The organism is Microbulbifer sp. SE14, from assembly GCF_059834885.1.
The window spans coordinates 12767-39104 of sequence record NZ_JCBAJA010000008.1 but is presented as its reverse complement, the minus strand read 5'-3'; the positions used below and the strand labels follow the sequence as shown (position 1 = coordinate 39104).

Annotated in this window: 23 protein-coding genes and 1 pseudogene; 16 read left to right on the top strand and 8 right to left on the bottom strand. The window is 57.4% G+C overall.

Annotation, left to right across the window (positions count from 1 at the left end):
• Window positions 1–165: 165 nt before the first annotated feature.
• The 5 genes from AC6R19_RS07770 (at window position 166) to AC6R19_RS07750 (ending at window position 4611) form a co-directional block, all read left to right on the top strand.
• The gene (locus tag AC6R19_RS07770; protein WP_500579227.1) at window positions 166–1008 is read left to right on the top strand and encodes a metallophosphoesterase; all 843 of its coding nucleotides are present in this window, start codon (window positions 166–168) and stop codon (window positions 1006–1008) included.
• The gene (locus AC6R19_RS07765) at window positions 1005–1565 is read left to right on the top strand and encodes a 3'-5' exonuclease (protein ID WP_500579226.1); all 561 of its coding nucleotides are present in this window, start codon (window positions 1005–1007) and stop codon (window positions 1563–1565) included. Before AC6R19_RS07770 ends, AC6R19_RS07765 begins: the two co-directional genes overlap by 4 nt.
• A 109-nt stretch (window positions 1566–1674) precedes the next feature.
• Window positions 1675–2382, top strand: coding sequence for an AHH domain-containing protein (locus AC6R19_RS07760; protein WP_500579225.1), 708 nt, complete (start codon window positions 1675–1677; stop codon window positions 2380–2382).
• Between the two features lie 8 nt (window positions 2383–2390).
• Window positions 2391–2954 carry a hypothetical protein gene (locus tag AC6R19_RS07755; protein WP_500579224.1) on the top strand — a complete coding sequence of 188 codons (564 nt, stop codon included), beginning with the start codon at window positions 2391–2393 and terminating at the stop codon, window positions 2952–2954.
• A gap of 241 nt (window positions 2955–3195) precedes the next feature.
• The gene (locus tag AC6R19_RS07750; RefSeq protein ID WP_500579223.1) at window positions 3196–4611 is read left to right on the top strand and encodes a nicotinate phosphoribosyltransferase; all 1416 of its coding nucleotides are present in this window, start codon (window positions 3196–3198) and stop codon (window positions 4609–4611) included.
• Window positions 4612–4767: 156 nt separating this feature from the next.
• Here the strand turns inward: AC6R19_RS07750 and AC6R19_RS07745 are convergent, their stop codons facing one another.
• The 4 genes from AC6R19_RS07745 to AC6R19_RS07730 all read right to left on the bottom strand — a co-directional run bounded on the left by AC6R19_RS07745 (window position 4768) and on the right by AC6R19_RS07730 (window position 8192).
• Window positions 4768–5253: a 5' nucleotidase, NT5C type gene (locus AC6R19_RS07745; protein WP_500579222.1), complete on the bottom strand. Its 486-nt coding sequence runs from the start codon at window positions 5251–5253 to the stop codon at window positions 4768–4770.
• Between the two features lie 38 nt (window positions 5254–5291).
• Window positions 5292–6005 (bottom strand): NUDIX hydrolase, encoded by a 714-nt coding sequence (locus AC6R19_RS07740; protein WP_500579221.1) that lies wholly within the window; start codon window positions 6003–6005, stop codon window positions 5292–5294.
• A gap of 187 nt (window positions 6006–6192) precedes the next feature.
• Complete coding sequence (locus AC6R19_RS07735) at window positions 6193–7650, bottom strand: DEAD/DEAH box helicase (protein WP_500579220.1); 1458 nt, start codon at window positions 7648–7650, stop codon at window positions 6193–6195.
• Between the two features lie 5 nt (window positions 7651–7655).
• Entirely contained in the window at window positions 7656–8192 is a 537-nt protein-coding gene (locus tag AC6R19_RS07730; RefSeq protein ID WP_500579219.1) for a VspR family transcription factor, read from the bottom strand.
• A 58-nt stretch (window positions 8193–8250) separates the two neighbouring features.
• On the opposite strand from AC6R19_RS07730, the gene AC6R19_RS07725 reads away from it, so the two are divergent.
• Window positions 8251–8508 (top strand): helix-turn-helix domain-containing protein, encoded by a 258-nt coding sequence (locus AC6R19_RS07725; protein WP_500579218.1) that lies wholly within the window; start codon window positions 8251–8253, stop codon window positions 8506–8508.
• A gap of 245 nt (window positions 8509–8753) precedes the next feature.
• On the opposite strand, the gene AC6R19_RS07720 is transcribed toward AC6R19_RS07725, so the two are convergent.
• Window positions 8754–9386 (bottom strand): tyrosine-type recombinase/integrase, encoded by a 633-nt coding sequence (locus AC6R19_RS07720; protein ID WP_500579217.1) that lies wholly within the window; start codon window positions 9384–9386, stop codon window positions 8754–8756.
• A gap of 301 nt (window positions 9387–9687) precedes the next feature.
• Here AC6R19_RS07720 and AC6R19_RS07715 point away from each other — a divergent pair, with 301 nt between their 5' ends.
• Genes AC6R19_RS07715 through AC6R19_RS07700 form a run of 4 tightly spaced genes read left to right on the top strand, consistent with a single transcriptional unit; the run spans window position 9688 to window position 14659 of the window.
• Window positions 9688–10407, top strand: coding sequence for a hypothetical protein (locus AC6R19_RS07715; protein WP_500579216.1), 720 nt, complete (start codon window positions 9688–9690; stop codon window positions 10405–10407).
• The gene (locus tag AC6R19_RS07710; protein WP_500579215.1) at window positions 10380–12272 is read left to right on the top strand and encodes a hypothetical protein; all 1893 of its coding nucleotides are present in this window, start codon (window positions 10380–10382) and stop codon (window positions 12270–12272) included. Before AC6R19_RS07715 ends, AC6R19_RS07710 begins: the two co-directional genes overlap by 28 nt.
• Window positions 12269–13225 (top strand): ATP-binding protein, encoded by a 957-nt coding sequence (locus tag AC6R19_RS07705; protein ID WP_500579214.1) that lies wholly within the window; start codon window positions 12269–12271, stop codon window positions 13223–13225. Before AC6R19_RS07710 ends, AC6R19_RS07705 begins: the two co-directional genes overlap by 4 nt.
• Before the next feature lie 3 nt (window positions 13226–13228).
• The gene (locus tag AC6R19_RS07700; protein WP_500579213.1) at window positions 13229–14659 is read left to right on the top strand and encodes a hypothetical protein; all 1431 of its coding nucleotides are present in this window, start codon (window positions 13229–13231) and stop codon (window positions 14657–14659) included.
• A gap of 662 nt (window positions 14660–15321) precedes the next feature.
• Here the strand turns inward: AC6R19_RS07700 and AC6R19_RS07695 are convergent.
• Complete coding sequence (locus AC6R19_RS07695) at window positions 15322–18594, bottom strand: autotransporter family protein (protein WP_500579212.1); 3273 nt, start codon at window positions 18592–18594, stop codon at window positions 15322–15324.
• Between the two features lie 276 nt (window positions 18595–18870).
• Window positions 18871–19932 (bottom strand): DNA-binding protein, encoded by a 1062-nt coding sequence (locus tag AC6R19_RS07690; RefSeq protein WP_500579211.1) that lies wholly within the window; start codon window positions 19930–19932, stop codon window positions 18871–18873.
• A gap of 241 nt (window positions 19933–20173) precedes the next feature.
• Here AC6R19_RS07690 and AC6R19_RS07685 point away from each other — a divergent pair, with 241 nt between their 5' ends.
• From AC6R19_RS07685 to AC6R19_RS07660, 6 genes and pseudogenes are all read left to right on the top strand, one after another.
• The gene (locus AC6R19_RS07685; RefSeq protein WP_500579336.1) at window positions 20174–21175 is read left to right on the top strand and encodes a tyrosine-type recombinase/integrase; all 1002 of its coding nucleotides are present in this window, start codon (window positions 20174–20176) and stop codon (window positions 21173–21175) included.
• A gap of 327 nt (window positions 21176–21502) precedes the next feature.
• A pseudogene (locus AC6R19_RS07680) lies at window positions 21503–21802 on the top strand (BufA1 family periplasmic bufferin-type metallophore).
• Window positions 21803–21823: 21 nt separating this feature from the next.
• On the top strand, window positions 21824–22798 hold the full coding sequence (gene bufB / locus AC6R19_RS07675; protein ID WP_500579210.1) for an MNIO family bufferin maturase: 975 nt from the start codon (window positions 21824–21826) through the stop codon (window positions 22796–22798).
• Window positions 22795–23553 carry an HvfC/BufC N-terminal domain-containing protein gene (locus tag AC6R19_RS07670; RefSeq protein WP_500579209.1) on the top strand — a complete coding sequence of 253 codons (759 nt, stop codon included), beginning with the start codon at window positions 22795–22797 and terminating at the stop codon, window positions 23551–23553. The genes bufB and AC6R19_RS07670 overlap by 4 nt, the downstream gene beginning before the upstream one ends.
• 15 nt (window positions 23554–23568) lie before the next feature.
• On the top strand, window positions 23569–24066 hold the full coding sequence (locus AC6R19_RS07665; RefSeq protein WP_500579208.1) for a DoxX family protein: 498 nt from the start codon (window positions 23569–23571) through the stop codon (window positions 24064–24066).
• Between the two features lie 279 nt (window positions 24067–24345).
• Window positions 24346–24687, top strand: a complete 342-nt coding sequence (locus AC6R19_RS07660; protein ID WP_500579207.1) for a BufA1 family periplasmic bufferin-type metallophore — start codon at window positions 24346–24348, stop codon at window positions 24685–24687.
• 65 nt (window positions 24688–24752) lie between these two features.
• Here AC6R19_RS07660 and AC6R19_RS07655 read toward each other — a convergent pair whose 3' ends face one another.
• Window positions 24753–26033, bottom strand: coding sequence for an aminotransferase class V-fold PLP-dependent enzyme (locus tag AC6R19_RS07655; RefSeq protein WP_500579206.1), 1281 nt, complete (start codon window positions 26031–26033; stop codon window positions 24753–24755).
• Window positions 26034–26338 lie beyond the last annotated feature (305 nt).

Here is a 26338-nt window from a genome sequence, read left to right as displayed (position 1 = left end):
CACCCCACCGCGGTCGATTTATAGCGAGTTTAGGGAGTTATAAGTGATTTTGATAACTTCGCCATCTGGGAAGCCGTCGGCCACCTGAGTGCCAGCAATGAGGCCGGAAACAACGGCTTCTTCGATGCCGGCAACGCGGCCTATGGTCAGTCATGTGAGTCTTCCATGAGTCTGTTCCTCAAAGTCGACAGGAATCTTGCCGGACGGGACTTCGTCGTCGGGGACCTGCACGGTCATTTGCAGCAGCTCAATAAGCAATTGCGGGAGGTTGCCTTCGATCCGGCTTGCGATCGCCTCTTCTGTCTCGGAGACCTGGTCGACCGAGGCCCGGATAGCGAATCCCTGCTCGCAATGGTCGATCAAAAGAGCTATTTCGGCATTCTCGGCAACCACGAGGCGATGATGATCGCCGGGTTCGAGAATCCGGAAACCGCGCCCCGGCACCGTGCCAACGGCGGCGACTGGTTCTACAGGCTGCCGCAGACACAACAGCAGCCTCTAGTGAGCCAAGTCAGGCGCTGGCCCTGGGCCATCGAGCTGGATGCCGGCAGCCGGCGCATCGGCATGATCCACGCCAACGTCCTCGGCGGCAGCTGGCCGCGAATGCTGCGCGCCCTGGCTACAATCGAAAAGTCCTGGTCCACTGGCGTATCATTGGAAGAAGACGAACAAGTGGCGAGTACCGCGGAACAGTTCCTGTGGGATCGCTCCCTCGCCAGCCAGCTATACAGACGCCTTCTCGGTCTGGGCGAGACAAAACGTACCATCGCTGAATACAAACGACTATTTCTGGAGCGCATTAGCACGATTGCCCAGGCCGAACAGGATGCCCTCGCTCCTTTCTGGATCGACGGAATCGAAGCACTCTACCTCGGCCATAACTTCGTACCCAGAGCGATCGCCGTGGGCAATTGCCACTTCCTGGATACCTATCGCGGAGAGGACGGCGAGCGGCTGGCCCTGGTGTGCGTCAGCGAGCCCCCAGAACCAACGGAGTCCCTTTCATGACGCTGCCGATTACAGATCCCATTCACCAGTTGCTGATCGTCGATCTCGAAGCCACCTGCTGGGACGACCGCCCGCAGTCCGTCGAGGTCATGGAAGTCATCGAATTCGGGCTGGCCCTGGCAACCCTGGAGGGAGAAGTCCTGGCCAGCCACAGCCAATTGGTGAGGCCCACCCTCAACCCCGAACTCAGCGATTTCTGCAGCCAACTCACCGGCATAGATCCCGGACAAGTAGCGGCGGCGCCTGACTTTGCAGAGGCGACGGCGCTGCTGAACGACTGGCTGCAGGGGCTCGAGTACCAGGCCTGGGCCAGTTGGGGACAGTACGACTTCAACCAGGTCCGCGTCGAGGAGGCGCGCCACGACTGCGCGCCGGCATTTTTTGCCAAGCCCCATATCAACCTCAAGGCGCTGTGGCAGGAGAAGACCGGCAAGAAGCGTCACGCCGGCCTCGAAAGCGCACTGCAATCCCTCGGTCTGGAATTCGAGGGGCGGCAGCATCGCGGAGAGGACGACGCGCGCAACATCGTCCGGCTACTGCCGAACCTGGATTTGTAGTGCCGGTCGTCACGGCGCGCCGGAGCTTTCCTCCGTATCCGGAGAATGTTGTAACATCCCGTTTTGAAAAAAAGCACCCTTCGCATCAAGCAGCAATGGAGTAACTGCGATGGAGTATGATCACGGACGACGAATCACGCCTCACTACCACGAAATGAGCCCTCTCGAACGGGCGATCGCCGGTTTCGAGAAGAAAGCTAAGTCCTATTATCGCAAGTCGATAGCACCGGCCAACGAGACGCTGGAGCAACGCGAGAAGCGAGAAAAGGAGCTTGGCAAGGCGCTTGCGCACCTGAAAGCCCAGCGGCTGGCCACTTTGACGCAGGTTCAGGTGCAGACACGGCTGGAAGAATATCGCGCAGCCCTTCAGCCGGGATACGGCGCAACCCGCCGGGCCCTGCGAGGGGCGATGGCGCTTGAGAAACATCACCCCACGGAGATGCTCGCCAGGTTCATGCGCGCGGATGGACGGCCCCAACCCGGCCCCCGCTTCACGGCACACCACATCGTGCTGGGCAAGGGGAAAACCCAATATGCGGCGCAAGCCCGAATCGACCTGCACTTCCACGGCATACGCATCAACGATCCTGACAACGGCGTCTGGATGCCCCGGCAGAAGCAGGACAAAGGGCATTGGGCCATGCCGCATGCCGCGGCGCACTCCGAGATTCATACGCACAACTATGAGCACTGGGTTCATACCTCGACGAATGTCATCTCTGACAGCGAGGCATTCCGGGCCAAACTGATAGCCCTGCGCAACCTTCTGCGCGACGGCCAGCAGCCCGACTACGTCACCCAGCCACCGCTAAGGTAACGACGACCATGATTTATAAGATCTTTGAAGACAGCCAGAATTACCAGAGCTTTACGCTGGACGTCGAGGACTATCTGGACCTGCTCGATCCCCACATAGGAGAACAGGCTGCAATGCAGCTGGGCACCCTGGATGTGCCGGTCGCCGACTTCTGGAAGCCTTTGGACGTTACCTATTTTCAAAATGAAGACGCTGTAGCGCTGCCGGACATCGGCATGTGGAGGTCCGGCTTCTTGATCCTGGATCAGAAGGCCGAGGAGGTGCTCCGCGATCTTCTCTCCCCCTTTGGAGAATTCTTGCCTTGCAACCTGCCGGGTGGGCGTTGCTACCTGTATCACTGCCTTAACAGCAAGCCGATAGCGGCCGATCGGATTTCCTACCGGATGCACGGCGAAACCCATGTGGAAGTCGAATCCCTGACCTTCCCAGAGTCCTTGAAGGACCACATCTTCAAGGCCCGGAATGAAGTGTCGTTCGATCTGTTTTGCTCTGACGAAGTCGTATCGAGAATTGATGGCGCTGGATTGAGGGGCCTTCTGTTCAGCTCCGAGCTGTCTCGGCTAAGGCCGTGAAGTTTGCTCGACGCGCCGACTACTCCCTTCTCGACGACTTGATCTGAGTCGCTAATCCTACCTGCCCGCACCCTTCTGCCTTCGCAACGCGGAATTCCATGGACGTGCGCTTGACACGATAGTGTCTATCAGCCACTATCTGGCCATTAGAGGCGAAACGTCACTAATGGTCTGGCAGCTCCCGCTGCTCAACGTGCCGGATAGACCGGCGCCAACACCACTTCGACGGAGGATTTCCGCGATGCAGAACTACAACCCGATCCTGAACGTAGACAGCTACAAGACCAGCCACTACCTCCAGTACCCGGAGGGCACCCAGTACGTCAGCAGCTATATCGAGAGCCGCGGCGGGCAGTTTAAGGAGGCGGTCTTCTTCGGTCTGCAGGCCTTCATAAAGCAGTACCTGACCCGCCCAATTGGCCAGGCCGACGTCGACGAAGCGGAGGAACTCTGCCTGGCCCACGGAGTGCCTTTCAATCGCGAGGGCTGGGAGTACATCCTCGATGAACACCGGGGTTATTTGCCCATCGAGGTACAGGCAGTGCCGGAGGGCACGGTGGTCCCGGTGCAAAACGTGCTGGCCCAGGTGATCAATACCGATCCAAAGTGTTTCTGGCTCACCAGCTATGTGGAAACCGCCCTGCTCCGAGCCGTCTGGTATCCCACCACCGTGGCCACCCAGAGCCGCGAGGCGAAGAAGATCATCCAGCGCTACCTGGAGGAAACCGCAGACAACCTGGACGGACTGCCCTTCAAGCTGCACGACTTCGGCGCCCGCGGCGCCAGCAGCCAGGAGACCGCCGCACTGGGCGGCCTGGCCCACCTGGTGAACTTCCAGGGCACCGACACCATCGCGGCGCTGGTCGCCGGCCGCCGTTTCTACAACGCGCCGATGGCCGGCTTCTCTATTCCGGCCGCGGAGCACAGCACCATGACCAGTTGGGGCCGGGAACACGAAACCGAGGCCTACGCCAATATGCTGACCCAGTTCGCCGGCAATGGGCGCCTGGTGGCGGTGGTCAGCGACAGCTACGATTTGTGGAACGCGATCGACAACATCTGGGGCGGCGAACTGAAGGAGCGGGTGGAGAACAACGGCGGCACCCTGGTAATCCGCCCGGACAGCGGCGATCCCGTGGATGTAGTCACCCAGACCATCGAGCGTCTGATGCGCATCTTCGGGGCACGAATCAACGACAAGGGCTACCGGGTGCTGCCGGACTATATCCGGGTGATCCAGGGAGACGGCATCTCTCTGCACACCATCGAGGGCATCCTGGCGGCAATGAAGGCCCGCAAGCAGAGCGCCGACAATATCGCTTTCGGCATGGGAGCCGAGCTGCTACAGAAGGTGAACCGGGACACCATGAAGTTCGCCATGAAGGCCAGCGCGGTTCGAGTGAACGGCCTGTGGCGGGATGTCTACAAGGACCCGGTGACCGATATCGGCAAACGCTCAAAGAAAGGCCGCCTGGCGCTGGTCCGCCGCGGCGACGGCGCGCTGGGGACAGTTCGCGAACAGGACCTGGGAAACCGCCCCAACCTGCTGCAGCCGGTATTCCGCGACGGGGAGCTGCTGATCGAGCAGGACCTGGAGGCAATCCGCGAGCGCGCGGCCATTCCGCGCAGCAAAATGGCAATGGCTGCCGTCTCTTGATCGCATCCCACCGGCGCCGTGAAAACTGAGGCGGTACTGGGTTTTCACGGCGCAAAAATTGTTCGACGCCTACCGAACGATTTCTATGACTCACAATCTGCCCGCAGAATGGGTCATAGAAACCCATTCTATGACTCACATGACGTACGACTTGATCTAAGCGCCTACCTCGGCACCAGCCGACAGGCGCTCAAAGAAGCGCCTAACCTCCAGCCAATCCGGGAATGGAGTCTGTCCAAAGTGGATCAGCTCTCCCTCGAAATACTCCTGCCCCCGCCCTTCGGCATTGTCATCGATCAGGTAGTGGCCCCGGTTGAGCCCCTTGTGCGCGCTGATGATCAGGCGGTCGACTACATCGAAGCCGAGGTGCTGCTCCACCCAAAGTCGCTTCTCCGTGTAGCAGTGGGGATTCATGGTCGAGGGCGCGGTCAGGACGAACACAGCGAACTCCTCCTGTTCGTGGAGCCAGCGATAGGTCTCCACAGCATGAGGCAGCGGTTGAAGCCCGGCGTAGAAGCCGGGAATGCTCTGCGGGAAAGCGACGTCTGGCCGCTCGCACTGGTACTGCCGGTAGGCTCCATCGAAATCGCACAGGGTGCGATCCATATCCACGTAGATGACGGTTTTGTCTTGCCAGGACATCGTTTTACCTCTCACCACTGGGCCACCGATTGCGGCGACTACTGTTCCAGATTGCGCACGAAGGTGTAGTCCCCGGACTTCGCCCGCATCCTGTAGAGCGTCGCCGGCCGTCCGCCCTCCGAACGCTTCTCTCCGGTATCGATCAGCAGGCCCGCCTGCTCGATCCGGCGCCGGAAGGACTTTTTCTGCAGCGGCTTGCCGATGATCGCCTCATGCACTCGCTGCAACTCCGGCAGAGTGAATTTTTTGGGCAGCGCATAGGCGGGTACGATGCTATACAGGGCCTTCTGGCGAAGACGCTCCTGGGCGTAGAGCAAGATCTTGCTATGGTCGAACGCCAGATCCATCTTCTCCGCGCGGGCGACCTTTACCCAGGCTACGTCGGAAACCGTATCAATATGAGTCTGGCAGTCCTGGTGGGCGATCAGGGCGGTATAGCAAACGGTAACCGACCAGCCGCGCTTGTCCCTGTCGTCGCCGCCGAAGGTATACAGCTGCTCGACATAGGGGGGCTCTACTCCAGTCTTTTCCTTGAGTTTGCGGACGACTGTATCCTCCAGGGTCTTATCGACGTCCTCTGCGACGAAGCCTCCTGGCAGGGCCCACTTCCCCTTCTCCGGGTGGCTGGAGCGCTCAACCAGGAGCACCTTGAGTTCGTCCTGGTGGTAGGTGAACAGCGCGGCGTCCACCGTGAGCAAAGGGGCCTCGAACGCCCCCTTGTCATAACCTTGTAGGTATTCTTCCTCGTTCATTCAGAGCTCAAATAGTGTCGTTTGGGCACTATATTACCTCTGATAACGCGGTGGTCACAATCTCACAGGCTCACAGGACAATGGGATATCGACCGAAGAATTCTTTATCGCAAGTTATGAAACGCCTTCCACCATTGAACGCACCTCTACTCCCCTACTCTCAACCTGAAATCCTGCCATCACAAATTCAAAGGGGAGCCTGTAATCCGCCAGATGGGGTGCCGCGACCACCAAGATCGGTTCCGCTTATCTCCAGCAATTTCTGTACGAAGTACCCAGAAATATTGATACAGGCTTCGTAGGATTGCGCCAGCGCCGATTGGGTACCGGCCAGCTCTTCAGGGACGCTTTCTCCACCAGCAGAATCGGTGGTGATATCGATCGCTGGGCTGGTATTTGACCGCTTCCTCTCTTGCTCATCTGAGGATGAACTCGAACCAACATCGACTTCGGTTGCGGGTTCTATCGATTCGAATGTCAGAATGTTGGTTTCGGGAATATCCTCCGATACGCGCAGGGCATACTCGATCAGGGTCGGTTCAGCGGGCATAAAGAGATAGCCTTTCTCGCCCTCCTGCCCCGTGGCGCGAAGAATGCGCCCCAACACCTGACGGAAGTAGAGTTCTGTCTTGACGCGCGTCAGATAACAGCAGACCCGTAGTCGCGGTAGATTGGTGCCCTCGCTGATCATCCCGACAGAAATAATCCATTTGCTGGTGCTATTGCGAAATTGGCGGATGGTCGCCAGCGGATTGTCCTCAGCGTAAGTTGCGATCTCTGCGGTTTCATTGAGCTCCGTATGCAGCAAATGAGCTATTTTCCGCGCATGAGAAACGGAGGTCGCAACTATTAACCCGCCGGCATTGGGGGCCCTTTCCCTCAGGCTATCGAGTTTACGCGCCGCCCGGCACAAGACTTCCGTAATTAGGGCATCGTTATCCAAGAGATCCTGGTAACTGCAGCAATCTGACTGCGACAACAGCTCTTTGAAGGAGTGGTAGCAATGGGTCTCCACGCCTTCAGTGACCCGGATTTGTGAATTGTCGACAGCGGTGATGCTTGGCTCTCTACAGACGCCGTCAGTGATGGCCTGTCCCAGGCCATAACGGTAGTCGCAATGTACCTTACCGGATTCCCTGCAATAGTCCGCCAATACGATGGGGATATTGTCAGACCTCCACGGTGTGCCCGTCAGCGCTAACGAGTAAGCTGAGTTACCGCGGATATAACGATAAATGGTTTCTCCCCAGCTATTGCTTTTACCTTCTTCCCCGGCCGCACAGTGGTGAATTTCGTCAAATATTACGAAGACTCGATAGTTCTCCAAAATTTTCCAAAAGGAACCATCTAAAGAACTCATGGCCTGATAGGTCAAAGAACATCCATCGGCGCCGAGCCGTCCATTCAGCCTTTTACCTGTCTGCACTTCCAGTTCCCTCTGAAAATCCTCAGCCACGACGATCGCAGGGGAAAAACACATCACCATGTCAATCATTCCGGCTTCAAACAGTCGCTTGGCCAACAAAGCCGCCATGATTGTTTTCCCTGCCCCAGGGGTAGCCAGGCACATGAAGTGGCGAATATTTGAGCAATACTGTACATAGGCCTGAGAGATGCTCTCGGCCTGCCAACGGCGTAAGTTCATAGCAATTAAGGACTAGGCTGGAGGTCGATTAGGGACTCGAGAGCTCTCACTTTCCCGAGAGTTTTGGCGTATTCCTCACGGGTTTGGTCATACTTCTTCTGGATTGTCTCTTTCAGGCCGGGCTGTTCCTGGACAATGGTCTCATACTCTTCGAGTGCGCCCGTTGCCGAGAGCATATCTGTTCGATATTTGTTCAACTTCACTTTGAGCGTACGAACTACCTCGCCGGACAGTGGCTCGTCAGCCTGTTCGGGCATAGCATCCAGATTCATTGGAACGGAAGGTACCGGATCCAGCCGGGTGAGATCCTTTATCCGATACTCGATCGGATGGGGCTTACCGGTATTGATCCTTTCCAGCACTCCCCGCTCTTCCAGCTTGCGCAAATGCCGCTTGACCAACTGGCTGACCACTTTCTTGGACTTGGAAGCTTCACCTACCAGTTCCTGGTAGGCATCCCTAAAACGGGGTACAGAAAAGGTATCAAAGTTCCCGGTCTTCAGTAGTGAGACGAGTTCGGGCTTTACCCTCAAAGCTTTCATAGTACATCTAGCTGTCTCGAATTTCGCGCCATTGTACTTCGTCTCTACTATCGAGACAATGAAGTCCTCCCCCTATTCACCCGATGCTGACAAGCTCCGCAAGTGGCTCAAGCAAAAGCGCGAAGAGCGGGGACTCTCTATCCGTGCCGCGGCCGGGGTGCTCGGCCGTCACCATTCGATCATTGGCAAGATCGAACAGGAACGAAAGAAGATCGATATCGTTGAATTCGTGGAGTACTGTGCGGTCCTGAATGCTGACCCCCACGAAGGGTTAGATGTCCTGATTAGCTCCCTTAAGAGCGCCAAAAAGATATAGACTTCTCTCCGGCTGCACCTCCAAGCTAACTTTTCACACTAACAGCTGCCTAATAATTGAACAAGAAGCCATCCACCCGCGATACCCAAGCCTCGGAGAATGGCGACCCTTCACCATGGACGAAACCCCAGGTTTGTTAAGGAGCTTCCCCAAAGGAAGCGCCCTGACGAACCTGCTAACATCTGCGACCGACTCCCCTTGGCACTTCACCTACCACAGTGATCGAGTCATCGAGTCTAGGTTGTCTAGTGAAAATCGATACCGTCCAGACAGTCCGCACCATCAACGACAAGCACATTGGTATAGATCTCGGTGGATTCGGTGCGCCTGTGTCCCAGTAGCTGGCTGACATACTTCAGCGGACGCCCATGTAACAGCAGGTGAATCGCAAAGGAGTGCCGAAAAGTGTGGGCACTGACCCGAAACGGCATGCTATCTACGCGTGCTTCCAGATCATGTATATGGCGGTTAATCGTCTGCCGAGCCATCCGGAACAAGCGCTCGTCTCGGCGGAAATGTCCGGCCGCCAGATAGCACGCAATGCGATCGCGCAGTACCACATCGGAAATCGGCACATAGCGTCTCGGCCAGCGTTGCCGCTGCCGGTTGGACGGGCGCCCCGGACCCTGCTTCAGGTTCTTCAGTAGGATCCCATAGCCGTAGCCATCGTCGATAAAGCAGTTGCGGGTGATCGCCAGTACCTCCGAGACCCGCGCGCCGGTGGTCCACATCAGGTCCAGGATCAGGCGGTAGGCGGGATGCTTTTCCGCCTCAAGTAATCGCAGCACCTCGGGCTTAAGCAGATAGCGCGGCATGGCATTCACTGACCGCAACAGCAGCGGCCGCCGGGCGATCAGGCACTGCCAGTTGATGTCCACGGAGCGGATTGGGAATGCCGCTGCCTCGGACGATGGGGGGCGGGAAAGATTCGGCGGTGCGGAGATTCCGCGTTGGTGTTCAGAGTATTGCACCATTTGCCTCCATGAATGGGTTCGCAATGGCAGCAAAATACGCTGTCGTTTTTGTCGGTTCGGAGGTGAAAAAGACGATTCGGTAAAGGGTATCCCCTTATTCGAACAATGCACCAAAATATCGGGAAATGGTGCATTTTCGTATCAATACATGGCGGAATGCGCAGTGTACCATGACGCGGATAAAAAATAGGCTCTGGGGACTCCTATGACGCCAAACGCCTTACCATCCATCCAAGGCGGCCTCGCCGATGCCGCCAAGGTCCAATGTCGAAGCCTGATTCCCAGCCAGCAGCGGACAGAGGTGAAAATTCTCAAGCGTACCGACTGCTATCAGCAATACTGCCTAAAATTCGATGACGTGGCAGTGCTACATTCCTATCCGATGTATCTGCATACCCTACTGCTCGAGAGCGACCCGGACGTCATCAGCTTCGTGCCCCGTCCCTACCGATTGCGCGTCGGGCGTCGCGATTATGTCCCTGCCTGCTACGTGGCCCGCAACAGTGGGCGCGAGGTGATAGACATCAGGCCGGGCGGCCAGATGGCGGAGGCGCTGCACCGACCACTGGCGGCCTACTTCGACTGGCACGGCCTGATCTTCTCGGTAATCAGTGAGGAAAGCCTTCTGGAACAGGAGACATTGGCCCTCAACTGGCTGCCGCTGATCCAGGTGCTCGTCGCAGCCAGGCAGCTCGGCCTGGAGACCACGGAACTGGAATGCCGCCTGTTGCAGGAGATTGTGGCTGGATCCGCGAGTGAGGTGGGCGATCTGCTACAGCCGGGCCGCCGCGAAGAGCAATATCTCGAGGAAGTCGCCCTTTATCGACTGATCCACCAACGGCGTGTCGCGGTGGATCTCCGCCGCGCACCACTGGACTTCGACACGGTAGTGACACCATGGCACTCACCTGGCGCCAGCGACTGATTCAAGAGCCCGAACTGGCCGATATCCGCCGTTGGCCGCTGGTGGATACCCAGAGCCTGACACCCTCTGACCGGAAAGCCTATCAGCGCAATCTCTCCATTGTGGCTCAGGCATTGGACGGAGGCAGGAGCCTGTCGGCGATCGCCGCCGCTAACGGGGTTTCCCCGAGCCGGGTCACCAAGCTGATGACCCGCTGCCTCGCCGGCCCCGCTGAGGAGCCACCACAGCTCAGCTGCGCGCTGATTCCCCGTAAGCGCCTACAAAGGAGTCAGCGCCAGTCGCCGCTCAGCCGGCTCACGGCGTGTAGAGGTAGCCGTTGCTCCTTCACCTATCTCCTGCAGACAGTCCCAGGGCTTCAACATTACCTGGACAACATGATCCGAGCCTCAGTGAAGCGTGCAGCCTATGGGCAGAACCTAAAGCCTGCACCCTTTCACGCGGCCTTTATCCGCTATCTGGAAGAGCGGGACTGGCCGCGCGATACCTATCCCTTCACCGAAATCTCGCGGGGCTACGAGTCGCTGCGCCAGTATCTCAACCGAAAATGTGCGGCAATCAGTTTGCCCAAGCCACCGAGACGGGTGATCCTGACAAGCCGCGCTCCCAATCGCATTTTCTCCCAAATACAAATCGATGAACAGACGGTGGACTGTAACGGCTCAGTCGCACTGATTCTCAACGAGCAACTCGAGTTTCTGCGCCTCTCGCGTATTACCCTGCTACAGGCGCGCGATGCCGGAACCAGCTGTTCACTGGCTTTCACGATCGCTTTAACGAAAAAAGTAAGAGCCGACGACATCCTCACGCTGTTCGAGCTACTGACACAGCCCTGGGAAGCCCCCGCGTTAAAGACGCCTGGCTTTGCATATGATCCCGGCGCCTGCCTTCCTTCGTCCCTGCATGCCGACTTCCGGCGTCCCGCCTTTGGCATTGTGCGCATGGACAACGCCTTGGAACACCTGGCGCATAGTGTCCGCGATATCGTCTGCCGCCGCCTGCACGCCACACTGAATTATGGACCTCCTGCGCTACCGAAGGGACGCAATGTAATCGAACAGGCTTTTGACCTGTTGAATCACCCGGTACATCGCTTTGCCTCCACCACAGGCAGCCACGTTCAGGATCCGGTGCGGGAGGATCGCAAGAACCGTCGCAAGCCGCCGGTGCTGTCACTGCAGTCATTGGAAGAAGTCATCAGCATAATCATTGTAAACAACAACTTGAGGGCACTGGCGAATATGGGCGCGAAGAGCCCGCTGGATCAAGCCCGCTATCAAATGGCCAATCACCTGCTACCGTTACGGCCCACTCTGCCGGACACCGCTTTGCGACCTTACTGGAGTTCCCGCCGGGCCTTCATCCGAAAGACAAAAAATGATCCGCACGCACCGCACATCAATTTCGAAAAGGTCCAATACCGGGGTGAAGCAATTAATAGAGCAGAACTGATTAACCGGGAGGTCAATGTGGAGTTCGATCGGCGTGATATACGCGTACTTCGAGTAACAACCCTGGACGGAGAATATCTAGGGGAAGTCATAGTCCCGAAAACATGGCAGCGTTTCCCACACAGCCTGACCACCCGAAAATACATCAACGAGCTGATTCGTAAGGAGACAATCGAACGGCAAGACCCGTTGGGCAAATACTTCGATTATCTATTGGATAGACGGCATAACCCGAAAGATGCGATGGAAATGTTGCGTGTCGGCCGCGAGTTCGGCGCCACAGCTGAGAAATCGCTGCCTGAGACAGCGCCGCAACCCGAAGAACCTTCCCGCCAGGAATCATCGAACACTGAACTTGAGAAGGCACTGAAAGAAATTCCGGATTGGAAACCCGATATGGTTGTCAAGAGAAAATGAACGGCGCACACGATTTCTCGTCAATACTGGAGAATTCCAGCAACTTCTATATTTCCACACCGATGGCCAGAGAGCTTCACGAGCGCATCACCCAGTGGACTTGGTGTGGGATGACTGGTGGAGCGATCGTTGGAGAAGCACGCTGTGGCAAGTCGTTCGCAATCCGAGCCTTGTCGGATCACATTAAATCTCGATCTGGACAGAGAATCCCAATTTTTAGAATTTCATATGGAAATCGAGACAAAAAAACGATTCGAGAAGTCTACAGTAAGACCGCAAAAGCCTTGGGTTATAAAGTTAATGAGAGAGCGTCATCCGAAGACCTTTCAGAGATGATTTGCACAAAACTATCTGAAGCAGCAGAGGCAAATGATACAAAAAAAGTAATCTTAATCATAGATGAAACACAATACCTAACCATAGATCAATTATCCGTATTCGCGGAAATCTACAACACGCTAGAGGAGGTAAAAGCAAATTGCGTAGTATTTTTTGTTGCCAACGAAGACACTTTCTCACCCCTTGTGAAAAAATTACATGAAAAGGAAAACAACTATATCATGGAGCGATTCTTTACTCATACACATCATCAGTACGGCATTCGAAACGCACAAGAGCTAAAGCTATGTCTAAAAGAGTTTGACAAATACATCGTAGACTACGAAAACAAGATTTCCGCAACGGAAGCATTCTGCCCTCACTTATACGAGAAAGGGTGGAGGCTTACAGATTTAGCTAAGCCTTTCTGGCGATATTATTGCGAAGAATACAAGATACCACTGCAGCATAAATCTTGGCGAATGAATCAGTTTATCAGGGCAACAAACATTCTGTTGATGGACTATCTACCGGAGTGTAAACATGCAGATGATCATACTTATATGGAGGCCGCAATTATAAAAAGCTTGGACGCCGCTGCTATTACTCCTGATATTATGAAATATATAAGTTGAAAAATGATCAATTTAAATACTGGATTGAACCTTAGAAAGCCCTATGAAAGCCGTTACAATGCATATAGGCGGTTCCTGATCGCAAATCGGTTTCAGGATCAAAAAACATTAACTAGCGAACTCAAAAGACGCTTCCTCCATATTTACCAGGAGCCTAACCGTAGATTTCTTCACAGAGGGAACTTTAGCCCAGCGCCCCCATCTTGTGCCCCATTAGCAGAATTGCTCGAAAAAGAAGTTTGCGGCAAAGTAGATATCCCATATATAGCACCTAAGCAGCTGCATAAAAATGAGGATCTTAGAAACTGTCCAGAGTGTGCCAAGCGCTGCTACCATTGCTATTTGTTTGAGCTGCCTTGGCTTACCAAGTGCCCACTGCACAATATGGATCTGACCGAAAAGTGCCCAGACTGTAATGAACGATGGCCGAAGCTATACAAGCTCAAAAGAACAAGTTGTCTTACCTGTGGTACCCACCTAAACCTGCAGTCCCTGAGAAATTCAGGATCACTTGAAAGTTTGGGTGATGTTTCATCTCTAGAGCTCATTGAACAAACTCTTAAAGCGTATGGGGCCATGAAAAGAGGAACAACAATATCGAGTGAAAGAGCAGAAAACTATTGGAAAGAACATTTTTCTATAAGTATATTCGATCCATACTTTCCGTCTATTATATCGTCAGTGGAGGATGTATATAAAAATGCATTTATAAATTTTGGAATAAAATTACCAAAGGTAATGAACAAGCCATTTAGGTTGTTAGATATGGCACCCCAAAGAAGTCGATGTCATATTGACAACAAAGATGCGACGCGAGAAATTAGGATAAAGGTTGCTAAAAGGATATGCCAGGCAGCCAAGCTTAAGTTTGATATCGATCCAAGTGAACCTAAAGATCGTTTTTTAGGATTGATCGAGAGAATATCCACATTAGAGAATCTTTTTAAAACAACTTTTAATATATGGATAAGCATAGTATGCGATACACGTAGAGGAAATCGAGGCATGTCCCATCATTATGGTTGCGACTATTTCTACCACACTTATGCCAATAATATGCCATCAACACCTTGCATGATGGACAGAATATATTTTTCGGATCAAAACAGGCCTTCGTTTCCTTTAGACCCTGGGAAAAATTTAATCTATTCCACACCAAGAAATATTCAAATCTGGCTTTATGAATCTGACTTATGGAAAACTTTTCGAACGCTGCTTATTTATCTGGATACACTGAATTACGTACTCCAGAAGCATGGGCATAGTTACAGACTCGATGAGTACCTTCCTGAAGACTCTTGCCCATACACTTGGCATCACTATTCTTGTGCGTTCCTTCAATTGTCACCGGATGACGGGGTATGCATAATTCCCGAAAGCATCGGAAAGATATCCTTTGACGACATAAAACTTTATATCAAGAACAATAATTGAAATGTTCGGGTTTCAGCAATATCGAGATTTATATTATTTCTTACGGAAACTAATGCTATTTATGGAAACACCATAATCCCTACTCAAAAAGTGACCTGATGCCAAGTAAATATCATCCCGTTACACACCGTATAACATCCTGCCACCACTGGATCCCCTATCTATTAGGGTGCATCGCCCAATAAAAATTTCTTATCAAAACCCAACCCCGATATAGCCTTCGCCCTCGGGGAAGGCTGGCATACAAATAAACGAGTCGTCCTAATGGCGGCCACATCTTCCATTGAGTGGATTCCTTTTTTCCAACTTTACTTGGAATTTTGCTATCCGGAGCGAACTAGCCTAGGGTCCTCTCATTTTCCATATTTCCTTGGAATTTACTTTGGCATTTCCCTTATAAATCAACTAGTTAAAAGAATCTGACCTTTCCATCTTTAGTTGGGCATCCATCAAGTGCACGCCGCCCTCCGCACAGCACGGCTTGAGCGCGCAGCAGCAGAATCACCAGATTCTGCTGCTGGCGTACGGATCACAGATCGTCAACACCTTGCGCTCCGCATAGACCACCCATGGTCGTCAGCGCGTTGTTCAGCAGGACGGCATTCGGGGCATCGGATGCTTTCACCGATTACAAAGGTTAGACCTTCCCCCCCTTAGTCTAGTCACCAGTTGGCCCGGAAGCCGATCTGGGCCTCCCAGTTGTGGGAGCTGCTGTCACTGGTGCCCTGCTCGTAGCCGAGGCTGCCGTAGAAGGTGGCGCCAGTGGAGAACTGGAGGCTGGCGCCCAGATTGAGCTCGAGCCAGGTAGCGTCGAGTTCCGCGGTAAAAGGTACGAAGCCCGCGGCGGAAGAAACGCCGGTTTGCGGGTCCCCCTCAAACTCGTGCCACAGGCTCAACCGTCCCCAGGCGGTATAGCGCTGCGGCGCGGCACCCCAACTGCGCGCCAGGCGCGGACCCAGGCGCGCGGCCAGGGAGTTCAGATCCCGGTAGCGCACCCGGGCGAAGCCGTCGTCGAAGCTGTCGAGGTCTTGATCCTGATACACGAGCTGCGCCTGTGGCTCGAGAATCCAGCCGTCGCCGAAACCCGAGGCATAGCCGGCCTCCAACGAGGCAGCCAGGCCGCTGCCGTCTGTGTCGCCCCCGCGCAGGGCGGGGATGCGGCGCTCGGCGTGCATGTCCAGTTCGTAGCGACTGGCCTGCAGTACGCCGTCGACGTACCAGCTGTCGATGCCCGACCGGCTGCCAAACCAGGTGCCATAGATGCCGAGGGAGTAGCTGTCGAGATCCATGTCGCCGGCACGCAAGCTGGCGCCGTCGGGCCGGTCGTGGTCCACGTCGGCATCGGCGCGGCCCGCGGCGATATACACGCCCGCTTCGGTGCGGCAACCGGCAGCGCCGGCGCGGTAGACGTCAACTCCCAACTGCAGCGCGCCCAGGTCGTAGTCGAAGCCGGGCCCCTCGCCCCAGATGCCGCGCTGGTCACCCCCGTGCTCGCCGCCGCGGCCAATAATCCGCGCCCAGATCCGGCCGGACATGTCGGCGGGCACTTCCGGTCGCGCGGCGTTGCCCCCGCGGCGTTCGTGCAAGCTGTCGATCAATTGGCGCGAGTTGATCAGCGCCAGTGCCGGTGCGCCGCTGTAGAGCGACACTTCACGGCGGTAGTGCGGTACGGGCTCGGGGTCTGGACCCGGCTCCGGGCCTGGCTCGGGACCGGGATCGGTGTCCTGCAGCGTCGAGCGCAGGAACCAGCGTTCCTCCGATCCGGCGCCGACACCGCCGCGATAGAGGGTGTATTCGTAGGGGCCAGCCAGCAGCGCGGTGCCTTGGGTGAAGGCGCCGGCACTGGTGGTGGCGCCATTGACGGCGTCCACTACCAGTATGCCGTTGCCCGTGGTCAGCGCGCCCTCCCCGCCCACTTGGCGGATTTGCAGGCTGCTGTTACCGCTGGCCCTGCCACCGTCGATCACGAGCAGGTCGGAGGGCGAATCGTCGCCGCCGAGAAAGGTGTTTAGGGCGACAACGCTGCCGGAGCCGCCGGTGTAATTCGCCACCACGAGCCGGTTGCCGACACCGCTGCCGGCGATCTGCGCAAGCGCATTGTTGACCAGTCCGCTGCTAATGGTGAAATCGCCCTTGGCTCCGCCGGCAAAAATGGGTAGCGCATCGGCGACGGCAATAGTGCCGTCATTGGTCACCGTTCCCGTTACGCTACCATAGCCGCCCAAGGCGGCAGCGGCGGCCACGGTGCCGCCCCCACCGCCTGAGAGGGCCGCATCCACGTGACTCTCATCGCCCACCGCGAGCGAGCCCTCAAGCACCTGGGTGCGACCCGCATAGGGGTTGTCACCCAACAGAATAAGGTTGCCGCTGCCCTGCTTGGTGAACCCGCCCTCGCCGCTGAATACGGAGGAGACATCAGTGGCTACCGTGAAGCCGTTGTCATCGACAGTGACGCCGCCGGATTCGACGTTGAGTTCGCTCCCTGAGAAGCCGGTGACGAAATCGGCATTGTCGGCGAGGGCGCGCAGTATGCCGCCATCGAAGTTGACCTGGGCTGCACCGTCGCCGGGCATCAAAGACAGGATATCCAATGCACTGCCGCTGTTCACGTCGATCGTACCGGTACTACCCGCCTCCGAGGCGATGCTCAGACCTTCCTGCACAGTCCAGACGGTGCCATTCTGCAGGGTGGCGCCAAAGCTGCTGCCGTCCCCGGTCACGGCCGCGCCGCCGAGCGTGGAGGCGCTGGCGCTCAGGTGGAGGGTGCCGCTGTTGATCACCTCGAACAGCGCCGTGTCGCCGCCGATGGAAGAGCCGCTGGCACTCACATCCAGGATGCCACTGTCCACCCCGATGGCGACACTCTGCTCCGACGTCAGGCTGGTATTGTCGAGCGTTGCCGTATTGGTTCCCAAACCGCCGAGCAGGGCATTGGCATCGGCGCCGGCAGCGGAGAGCGAGCCGCCGTCGACATCCAGCGTGCTGCCTCCGGAAAGCCTGGCCCCGTGTGCGGCTGCGCCGCCGGCCGCAACATCGGTACCGGTCAGGGTCGCAGTGCTGTTGGAACGCAATAGCAGCCCGGTGCCATCGCTGGTGACCGAGCTGTCCGAAAGCGAGAGGCTCGCGCCTTCGGTGACCAAGGCTCCAAGCGTGTCGGTACCCGTCCCCTGAATGGTGGTGCCGGTGGCTGTAATCGTGGAGCCTGCCCCGGTGGACCAGAGAGCGGCTTCTCCGTCACCAAAGCCCGTCACCGAGCCGCCATCCAATTGAATGCTGGCTGCGGAGAATACCGCCGCGCCGCGCCCTCCACTCAGGGTAACGCCCGACAGGGAGATTTCGGCTCCACTGCCAGCCACGGCGCCATAGCCGGCAAAGTCATCTTCGCTTGTCGTCGCCGCGATGGTGGCGTCGGTGGCGGTAATCAGTGAGCCGGCGCCGCTCGCGGCGAGCCCATCCCCGTTAGTCCCTCCGGCTTGGATCGAGGTGCCGCCGAGGATGGTGACCTTGCCCCCTCCCGAGGCTAGAGCGCCGAGCGCATTACGGCCCGAGGTCTGAATCGAGGAGTCATTGGAAATGGTGATGCTTCCACCATTCTCTGCTGAGGCCCCGTGCGCGGCGCCTCCTCCGGTGATTATGGTAAGGGGGCTGAAACTCTCGATGACGCCATCATTCAGCGCCCGCAAAGCGATGCCGTCGACCCCGAAGGTGGTGCCGGTATCTATGGTCCCGCTTGCGGTCTCCGTGGTGCCGTCGGCAAGAATCTGTTGCGCCATCAGGGGCCTGGGCAGGGCGGTCGCCAGTGCGGCAACGGCGAAAAGCGCAACGGAGCCTGCCAGCCGGCTAACCCAGGCCTGTAAACGCATAACTGCGCCGCCGGTGGCCGGCAGAATCATGTGCATTGCGGTAATGGGGGTTGAAGTGGAATCGTGACACATCTTTTTTTCCTATCTTGGCCTGAGCAGTGCAAGCGGCCCGCGCCTCAATCACCATCCGCAGCGAGAACGACAGCAGCAGACTGGCGCTGCCGGCTCCGGGGATATCCTTGAGCTGATACCGGGCTCCAGCCAGTCTAGCCCGATTTTTTTAAGCCGATTGCACCACGCGGGGATTGATCCGCCTTATCGTAGCCGTCACCAAGGCGGCGATAAAAAGGCCCTGCAAAAGCGAATACCGCAGGCATGTTTCCGGTAGTTCAACCCATAATGGCGAAATCACCCGGGCTCAAGTGAGTTTTCGAGCTGCTTGAACTGCCCCTGAAGAAGCGCCTTCTCCTGCAGGATCACCCTATTCTCATCCGTCAACAAAACGACCCTGTTCTTTGCGGCATCCAGTTCTGATTCCACTTTATCCAGCGATTGCCGCAGTAGCTCGACCTCTTTGTCAGTGGATGCCTTGTGACCCAATAAAGAATCGATTCTATCCCGCATGGAGCTGATCTCGGCGGTCTTCTTCGCAGCCTGCTCTACCTGGTCGGCATTCCTCCGCTCCAGGGCCTGTATCTCCTTGCGATACCCGGACACTTGCTGCAACAATCGCTGCTTTTCGGCTTCCAGCTCCGCCGCGGCCCTCTGCAGCCGATCGCACAGGGTTTCGCGTTCCGCGAGCCTCCGACCGGCTTCGGACAGCTGTTCGGAAAGGCTGGCCACCTGCCCCCGGAGCTGCTCATTGGCTGCCCTGAACTGCTCGCGCTCCTGCTGCCGGTCGTCGGCGGTACGCTGCTGAAAGTGCTCAAAGTGATTGCGGATATCGCGGTTTTCCTGCTTCAGTTCGTCCAGAGCGGACTTGAGCTCTGAAATCCGCGCGGCGCCCTCTTCCCGCTTGAACTCACTCCTGGCGAGCACCGCCTCCGATTCGTCCCGATCCCGCCTCAGTTTCCGATTTTGCTCCTCGGAAAGCTGCAACCTGTGCTCCAGGCCCCGCAGATCTTTCTCAAGCTCCGCGGCTCTGGCGCGGACCGCCTCCAGTTCCGCCCGCTGCTTTTTGGTGGCGGCCTCAAAGCGCTCCCCGGCCTCTTCCACTTTTCGTTCGGCTTCCTGTTGCACCCGCTCATGTAATGCCTTGAGCGCATCCACCAGGTCTTTGGGCAGGCCGGCGGTGTCGGCCGCCTCGCCGGTACTTTCGGCGCGCCAGCGCTTCAGTAATGGAGCTATGGTGCTCTTGCTCCCGGTGCCGAGTTCCGCCCTTACGCGATCGACGGTTGGTTCCTCGCCGCGGCTTTTAATCGCTTCGGCGGCCCGAGCTACATCCAGATAGGTGACTCCTGTACGCGCCATTCCCCTGTCTCCTGATTTTTTGTAACGTATTACGTGATACGTAATATTACATTATTTTAGATTTTTTAATCATTCCTTGAACCACTTCATTTAACTCTCGATAATAAAACTTATCGTTGATTAGCTATCGAGGGAGATGCCCGCCCTCCCCTGTCGTCGGTACAGATACAGCTTCTAGGGACGTATTCTTCCAATGGATAAAAAACACCCACCCTCACGATCGCCGGGCGAACTCCCCGGAATGTCGACGGCAGCGCAGGAATTGCGATCCCGGGAGGAACTGCAGAAGTACCTGCGCGCGGCCACATCCGACAGTACGCGCAAGGCGTACCGGTCCGCGATACGTCAGTTCGAGAAATGGGGAGGAAGACTGCCCACAGATAGCCAGGTACTCGTGCGCTATTTGCTCAGCCGCGCCGAGGCCGTCAACCCCCGGACACTGGATCTGCATCTCACTGCCATTGGCCAATGGCATCAATACCAGGGCATCGCGAACCCGGTTACCGAGCCCCTGGTACGGAAAACGATGGACGGTATCCGGCGTATACATGGCAGGCCAAAGCAAAAGGCCAAGGCCCTCCGGCTTGAGCATGTCGCGGCCATGGCAGGTCATTTGCGGAAGCTGCCCAATACCAGGAAGAAACTGCGGGACCTCGCCCTCCTGCTCACCGGTTTCTTTGGCGCCTTCCGGCGCAGTGAGCTGGTGACAATACAGGTTGCGAATCTGGCCTGGGAAGAAGAGGGGCTGGTTGTACGCCTGCCCAGGTCCAAGACCGACCAGCGTGGAGAGGGACTGACCCGCGCCCTGCCCTTCGGCGACGAGCTTGTCTGCCCCGCTACTGCCCTGAGACGATGGCTGGAGGCGGCCGCCATTACCGAAGGACCGGTATTTCGCGCCGTCAACCGTTGGGATCAAGTCCAGCCGGGACAGTTGAGCCCGGGTGCGGTCAATGATCTGCTGAAGAAACTTGGTACGTCCTGCGGGTTCGACTTCGTCGGCGAGTTGAGTAGCCACAGTTTTCGCCGCGGCCTGTCTACGTCGGCAGCTCGGGAGAAAGTGGATTTCGAACTGATCAAAAAGCAGGGCGGATGGAAGAGCGATGCTACAGTGTGGGAATACATCGAAGAGGGGCAGCGATTGACCGATAATGCCACTCTCATTTTAATGGAGAAGATGGCGGCACTGGCGGAGGCCGCCGGCATTGAATCATCGGACGAAACTCCTTCCGACCGGGGTTCCTGAGACAGGCGGAGGAAATCCGGGCCAGCGCGACGCCTTAGTCGGAAGCGCAATCGATACAGCGGGTAATGGTGGGATCGAAGTCCAGCTTGGATTTGAGTATCCGGATCTGATCGCTATTCATTTATTCATCCCCCGAAAGTGGAATATGTTTGATTTCGGCCATGGCAACAATAGCCTGTTTCGTGGCCGGAAAGAAAAACGGTCCCAGTATCTACAATAGAGCTGTAACAGGCTGTGTCTTCGTGGCGACGAGGAATTCGGAACCGGCCAGTGTGTCACCCGACAGGATGCCGACGTTTGTGTACCCAAGTTGAAAAGGAGCGCGTTATGAACAGCAGACTGACTTCCACCTCCCTGGCCATTGCCTTGAGCGCCGCGGTGTCCATCACCGCCACACCGGCCAGTACTGCCGGAGGAGAGGACAAGGAAAAATGCTACGGCGTCGCCCTCAAAGGCAAGAACGACTGATCAGCCGGCCCCGGCACCACCTGCGCGGGCACCTCCACGAAAGATTACCAGGGCAATGCCTGGAAGTACGTGCCCAAGGGCGAGTGCGAGAAGACCCCGTCCCCCACCTCGCCCACTGGTTACGGCCAGTTGCAGCCATTCGAGGAGAGGGAGTCCTGAGCCGGATGGGAGCGCTATTCAATGAACAGGGATAGTCCAAGTGGCGCTCCCGCTGGTGCGGACGGCATTCAATTGCCTCCCCGCGCCGGCGTGGGGCTGAAGCCCGAACATTTTGCCAGGATAGTCGAGTCCCGGCCGGACATTGGTTTTTTCGAGATACACGCGGAAAACTATTTCGTCGCCGGCGGCCCCTTTCACCACTATCTGGGACGCATCCGCGAGCACTATCCGCTGTCGGTTCACGGCGTGGGTTTGTCCCTTGGTGGCGAGGCACCGCCGGACCCGGCGCACCTGGAGGCACTGCGCGCGCTGCTGGAACGTTACCAACCGGAATCCTTTTCCGAACACTTGGCCTGGTCCGGCCACGGCAGTACCTATGTCAACGATCTCCTTCCCCTACCCTACACCTCGGCGACCTTGGCTCGTTTGTGTGAACATATCCAGCGGGTACAGGACTTTCTCGGTCGGCGCATGTTGCTGGAAAACCCCGCCACCTATGTGGAATTCGAGCAGTCCGCCTATAGCGAGGCGGACTTTATCAGCGATCTGGTACAGCGCAGTGGCTGCGGGCTGCTGCTCGACGTCAACAATATCCATGTCTCCTGCGTCAACCACAACCGCGATCCCCATGCCTACCTGGCCGCCCTGCCGCTGGATTCGGTGGGGGAAATCCACCTGGCCGGATTCTCCCGGGACCGGGACGCGGCCGGTGCGCCGCTACTGATCGACAGCCACGGCAGTCGCGTGGATGAAGTGGTGTGGCAGCTTTTTGGCGATGTGCTGGCGCAAACTGGCCCCAGGCCGACGCTGATCGAATGGGATAACGATGTACCCGAGCTGGGCACGCTGCTCGCGGAGGCGCACCGGGCGGAAGCGCTGCTGCAGCCGGCGCGGGCTTCAGCCGATGAAGGAGCCTTCAGCCATGAAAGAGCCTTCAGCCATGAAAGAGCCTTCAGCCATGAAAGAGCCTTCAGCCGTGAGAGGGACGCCCCGTGAAGCCTGAAGCCGAGTGGATAGACGCCCTGCTCGACCCGGAGCGGCCGCCGCCCCCGGGGCTGCGAACCTGGAACGGCTCCGACCCGGCGCGGCGCTTTGCGGTCTACCGCAACAATGTCACCGTGTCGCTGGTGGATGCGCTGGCGGACAGCTTCCCGGTCACACAACAGCTGGTGGGCGAGGAATTCTTCCGCGCCATGGCGCGGGAATTCGTTCGCGCTGCACCGCCGCGGACCCCGCTGCTGGCGGAATACGGCGGGGAATTCCCGGCCTTTGTCACCGCCTTCCCCCCGGCGGCGGCACTGCCCTACCTGGCCGATACCGCGCGGCTGGAGCTGGCCTGTATCCGCGCCTACCACGCCGCGGACGCGGACCCGGTTGCCCCGCAGCGGATCCGGGCGCTGCTGGAAGATGCGGACGCCCTGGCGACGAGCCGTTTCACCCTGCATCCATCCCTGTGCACAGTGCAGTCCCCCTGGGCCGTCGCCTCCCTGTGGTTGGCGCACCAGGGTCACGGGGAAATCGCCCGTGTGGACCCGGCTGTAGAGGAAAACGCCTGGATACTGCGCAGCGGTCTGCGGGTAGCTTTGCTCAGGATGCGCGCCGGCGACTGTTGCTTCGCCGGGGCCCTGCAGCGGGGCGCAACCCTGGCGGAAGCGGCGGATTTCGCCTTGGAATCTGACCCGGATTTCGATATTTCCGCCTGCCTTGCAGTACTGCTGCGCGAGCAGATGATTACCGCCATCGAGCAATAATCAGAGGAGCCCGATATGGCTATCTTCCAATCCCTGCGCCGCTCCATCAGCCACTGCATCAATGGGCTGCGCTGCATTCCCTACAGCCTGGTGGCGCTGTTGGGCCGCTTTGCCATCGCCGGCGTCTTCTGGAGATCCGGGCAGACCAAAGTCAAAGGATTCGAAATCGATCTGGTGGACGGGACTTTTCATCTGGGCTGGCCGCACCTGTCCGAGTCGGCGGTGGCGCTGTTCAAGAACGAGTACCGGTTGCCGCTGATCTCCCCGGAACTCGCCGCGTCCATGGCCGCCGTTGCCGAACACCTCTTCCCGGTCATGCTGTTGTTCGGTCTCGGCACCCGCTTCGCCGCGCTGGCACTGCTGGTGATGACCGCGGTGATACAGATCTTCGTCTACCCAGACGCCTGGCCCACTCACGGCACCTGGGCGACGATACTGCTGATGTTGATGGCCACGGGGCCGGGGCGAATTTCTCTGGACTGCCTGCTGGCCCGGCATTTCAGTGGAAGGTAATCGTTGAACCGCGTTTTAAACAGTCTCGGTAAATGACTGGCGCGCTATCTCGAGAAACCTCACCGAGCTCATGCCGCCGCCGCACGCACGCCGATCGAACGGCTGCGAATCCGGCCTTGCGCTCAATAGCAATGATGAAGTGACGAAACGACCTCAATATCTACACTTTAGATGTGACAGGCCGCCCCCCAGCGGCTATGAAGTATTCGGAACCGCCCGGTCTGACGATCGGTCGGGCTGCCGATGATCCCCCCGTCCATCTTGAACAGGAACGCGACAATGAACAGCAAGCTGACTTCCTCCTCCCTGGCCCTCGCTTTGAGCGCCGCCGTAGCGATCGCCGCCGTATCAGGCTGTGCCCGAAAAGAGGGCGACAAGGATATGGCCAAAGACATGGACATGAAAGACAAGGAAAACATGGAGAAATGCTACGGTGTCGCCATGAAGGGCCAGAACGATTGCGCCGCCGGCCCGGGCACAACCTGCGCTGGCACCTCCACGAGGGACTACCAGGGCAACGCCTGGAAATACGTCCCCAAGGGCACCTGTGAGAATATGCCCTCCCCCACCTCGCCCACCGGTAAGGGCCAGTTGCAGCCCTTCGAGGAAAAGAATGCCTGATCCGGGTAGGGAGCACCGCTTTTCATATACGGTGCTCCTCTCCCCCGCTCGTCACGCCGCCTGGTCTATTTCCCCAATTTACTGAGGGCCTGCAAAACGGGCTCGACTTCTGACGTGGAATTGATGAGTCCCGGCGCGATACGCGCGTAGGAAGGGTTGTAGGGGGTGGTACTGGCGACGATGTTGCGTTCCAACAAATGACTCACGACCCGCTCGGGTGACATCCCATCGACTTCAAAGCAAATCATGCCCGCGGAGAGATTTTCCTCCATGGGGGTATGCAGTTTTATATGAGACATTTCGGCCATTCCCTCCTTGAACTGTCGATTCAGGGAGTGGATGCGCTTGGCGACACGGGCCCTGCCGATCTTCCGGTGGAATTCAAATGCCTGCCCCAGCGCCCAGAGATGCTCAAAGGCTTTATATCCACCGGGAGACATGGCGTCTCCCCACGCGTCACCGCGAGTAAAAGTGGGGATGGTCGGTGACACGGCGCCCTGCGAGCGGGGGTTTCCCCAGATAATCCCGGTCCCACGGGGACCACAGATCCACTTGTGCGTTCCGGCCATAAAAAAATCGCAGCCCAGGGCACTGACATCGACGTCTTCAACACCAAAACCGTGCACCCCGTCGACACAGAGCAGTGCCCGGTCATCTTCGTCGCGGTTGGAATTGATTTCTGCGACGGCATCGGCAACACCGCGGACAGGAAACTTCAGTCCCGTACTCGAGTGGACCCAGGTAACTGCGATCACGCGCGTGTTGGGGCGAACCTCTGAAACCAACCTGTCCACAATTTTACTTTCAGAGACAGGTTCAATTCCGTGGTAGAGGGGAATCTCACGTACGGAAGCCCCCGAGCGGGCGGCCTTGTAACGCAGGGATTCACGGGTAGCGTAGTAATCGTTGTCCGTGGTCAGCATTTCCTGGTCTTTGCGGATTGCCACTCCGTTGTAGACAAGGGCCAACCCCATGGTGGTGCTGTCGGTCAGCGCAACGTCATCGTCTTCCACTCCCATGTATTTGGCGGCACTTCGCCGCACTTGTCGTTGGAGTTCCGCGTTGTTATCCAGCAGATATACCGCCGGGTTTTCATCCAGTGCTTCCCTGTACTTCTGGATCGACTTGCTTACGGGGGCGGGATGAGAAGCGATCAACAGGCCGGCGAGGTGTATGTAATCGGGAGACAGCCGAAAGTTCGCTCGTATCTTCTCCCATTCGTCAGAATGTTTTTCTGTTGTCCGCTTGGCATCGGTTGACTCAGCGCACCCGACAAGCCCCTGAAGGCTGCCGATCGCTGCCCCCGCCCCCAGCGAGGCCAAAAATTTCCTGCGGCTCAATGTCATCCCAATCACCTTCGGCTCAGTGGTGCCGTTGTTGAACCTAGTGCCGCCTCAAGAAGACATACACGTTTAATCCAGGAGGATGTCGACAGGAAACTATAGATCAGCAACAGGAACTGGCGCTGACCCAGATGGCCATAGAGAGTCACAGTCGGGGCGGGCTGTGCAGCCAGAGCCAGCCATACGCACCTGACATGGCCGGGCAGTCGTCCCACGGTTTGTTCATTCCCGAAACATGCTGTATAACCATACAGCTCTCAAGCGGCGGGAGAGCTCCCCGCCGCGCTGCTCAAAAAACCACCACAAAG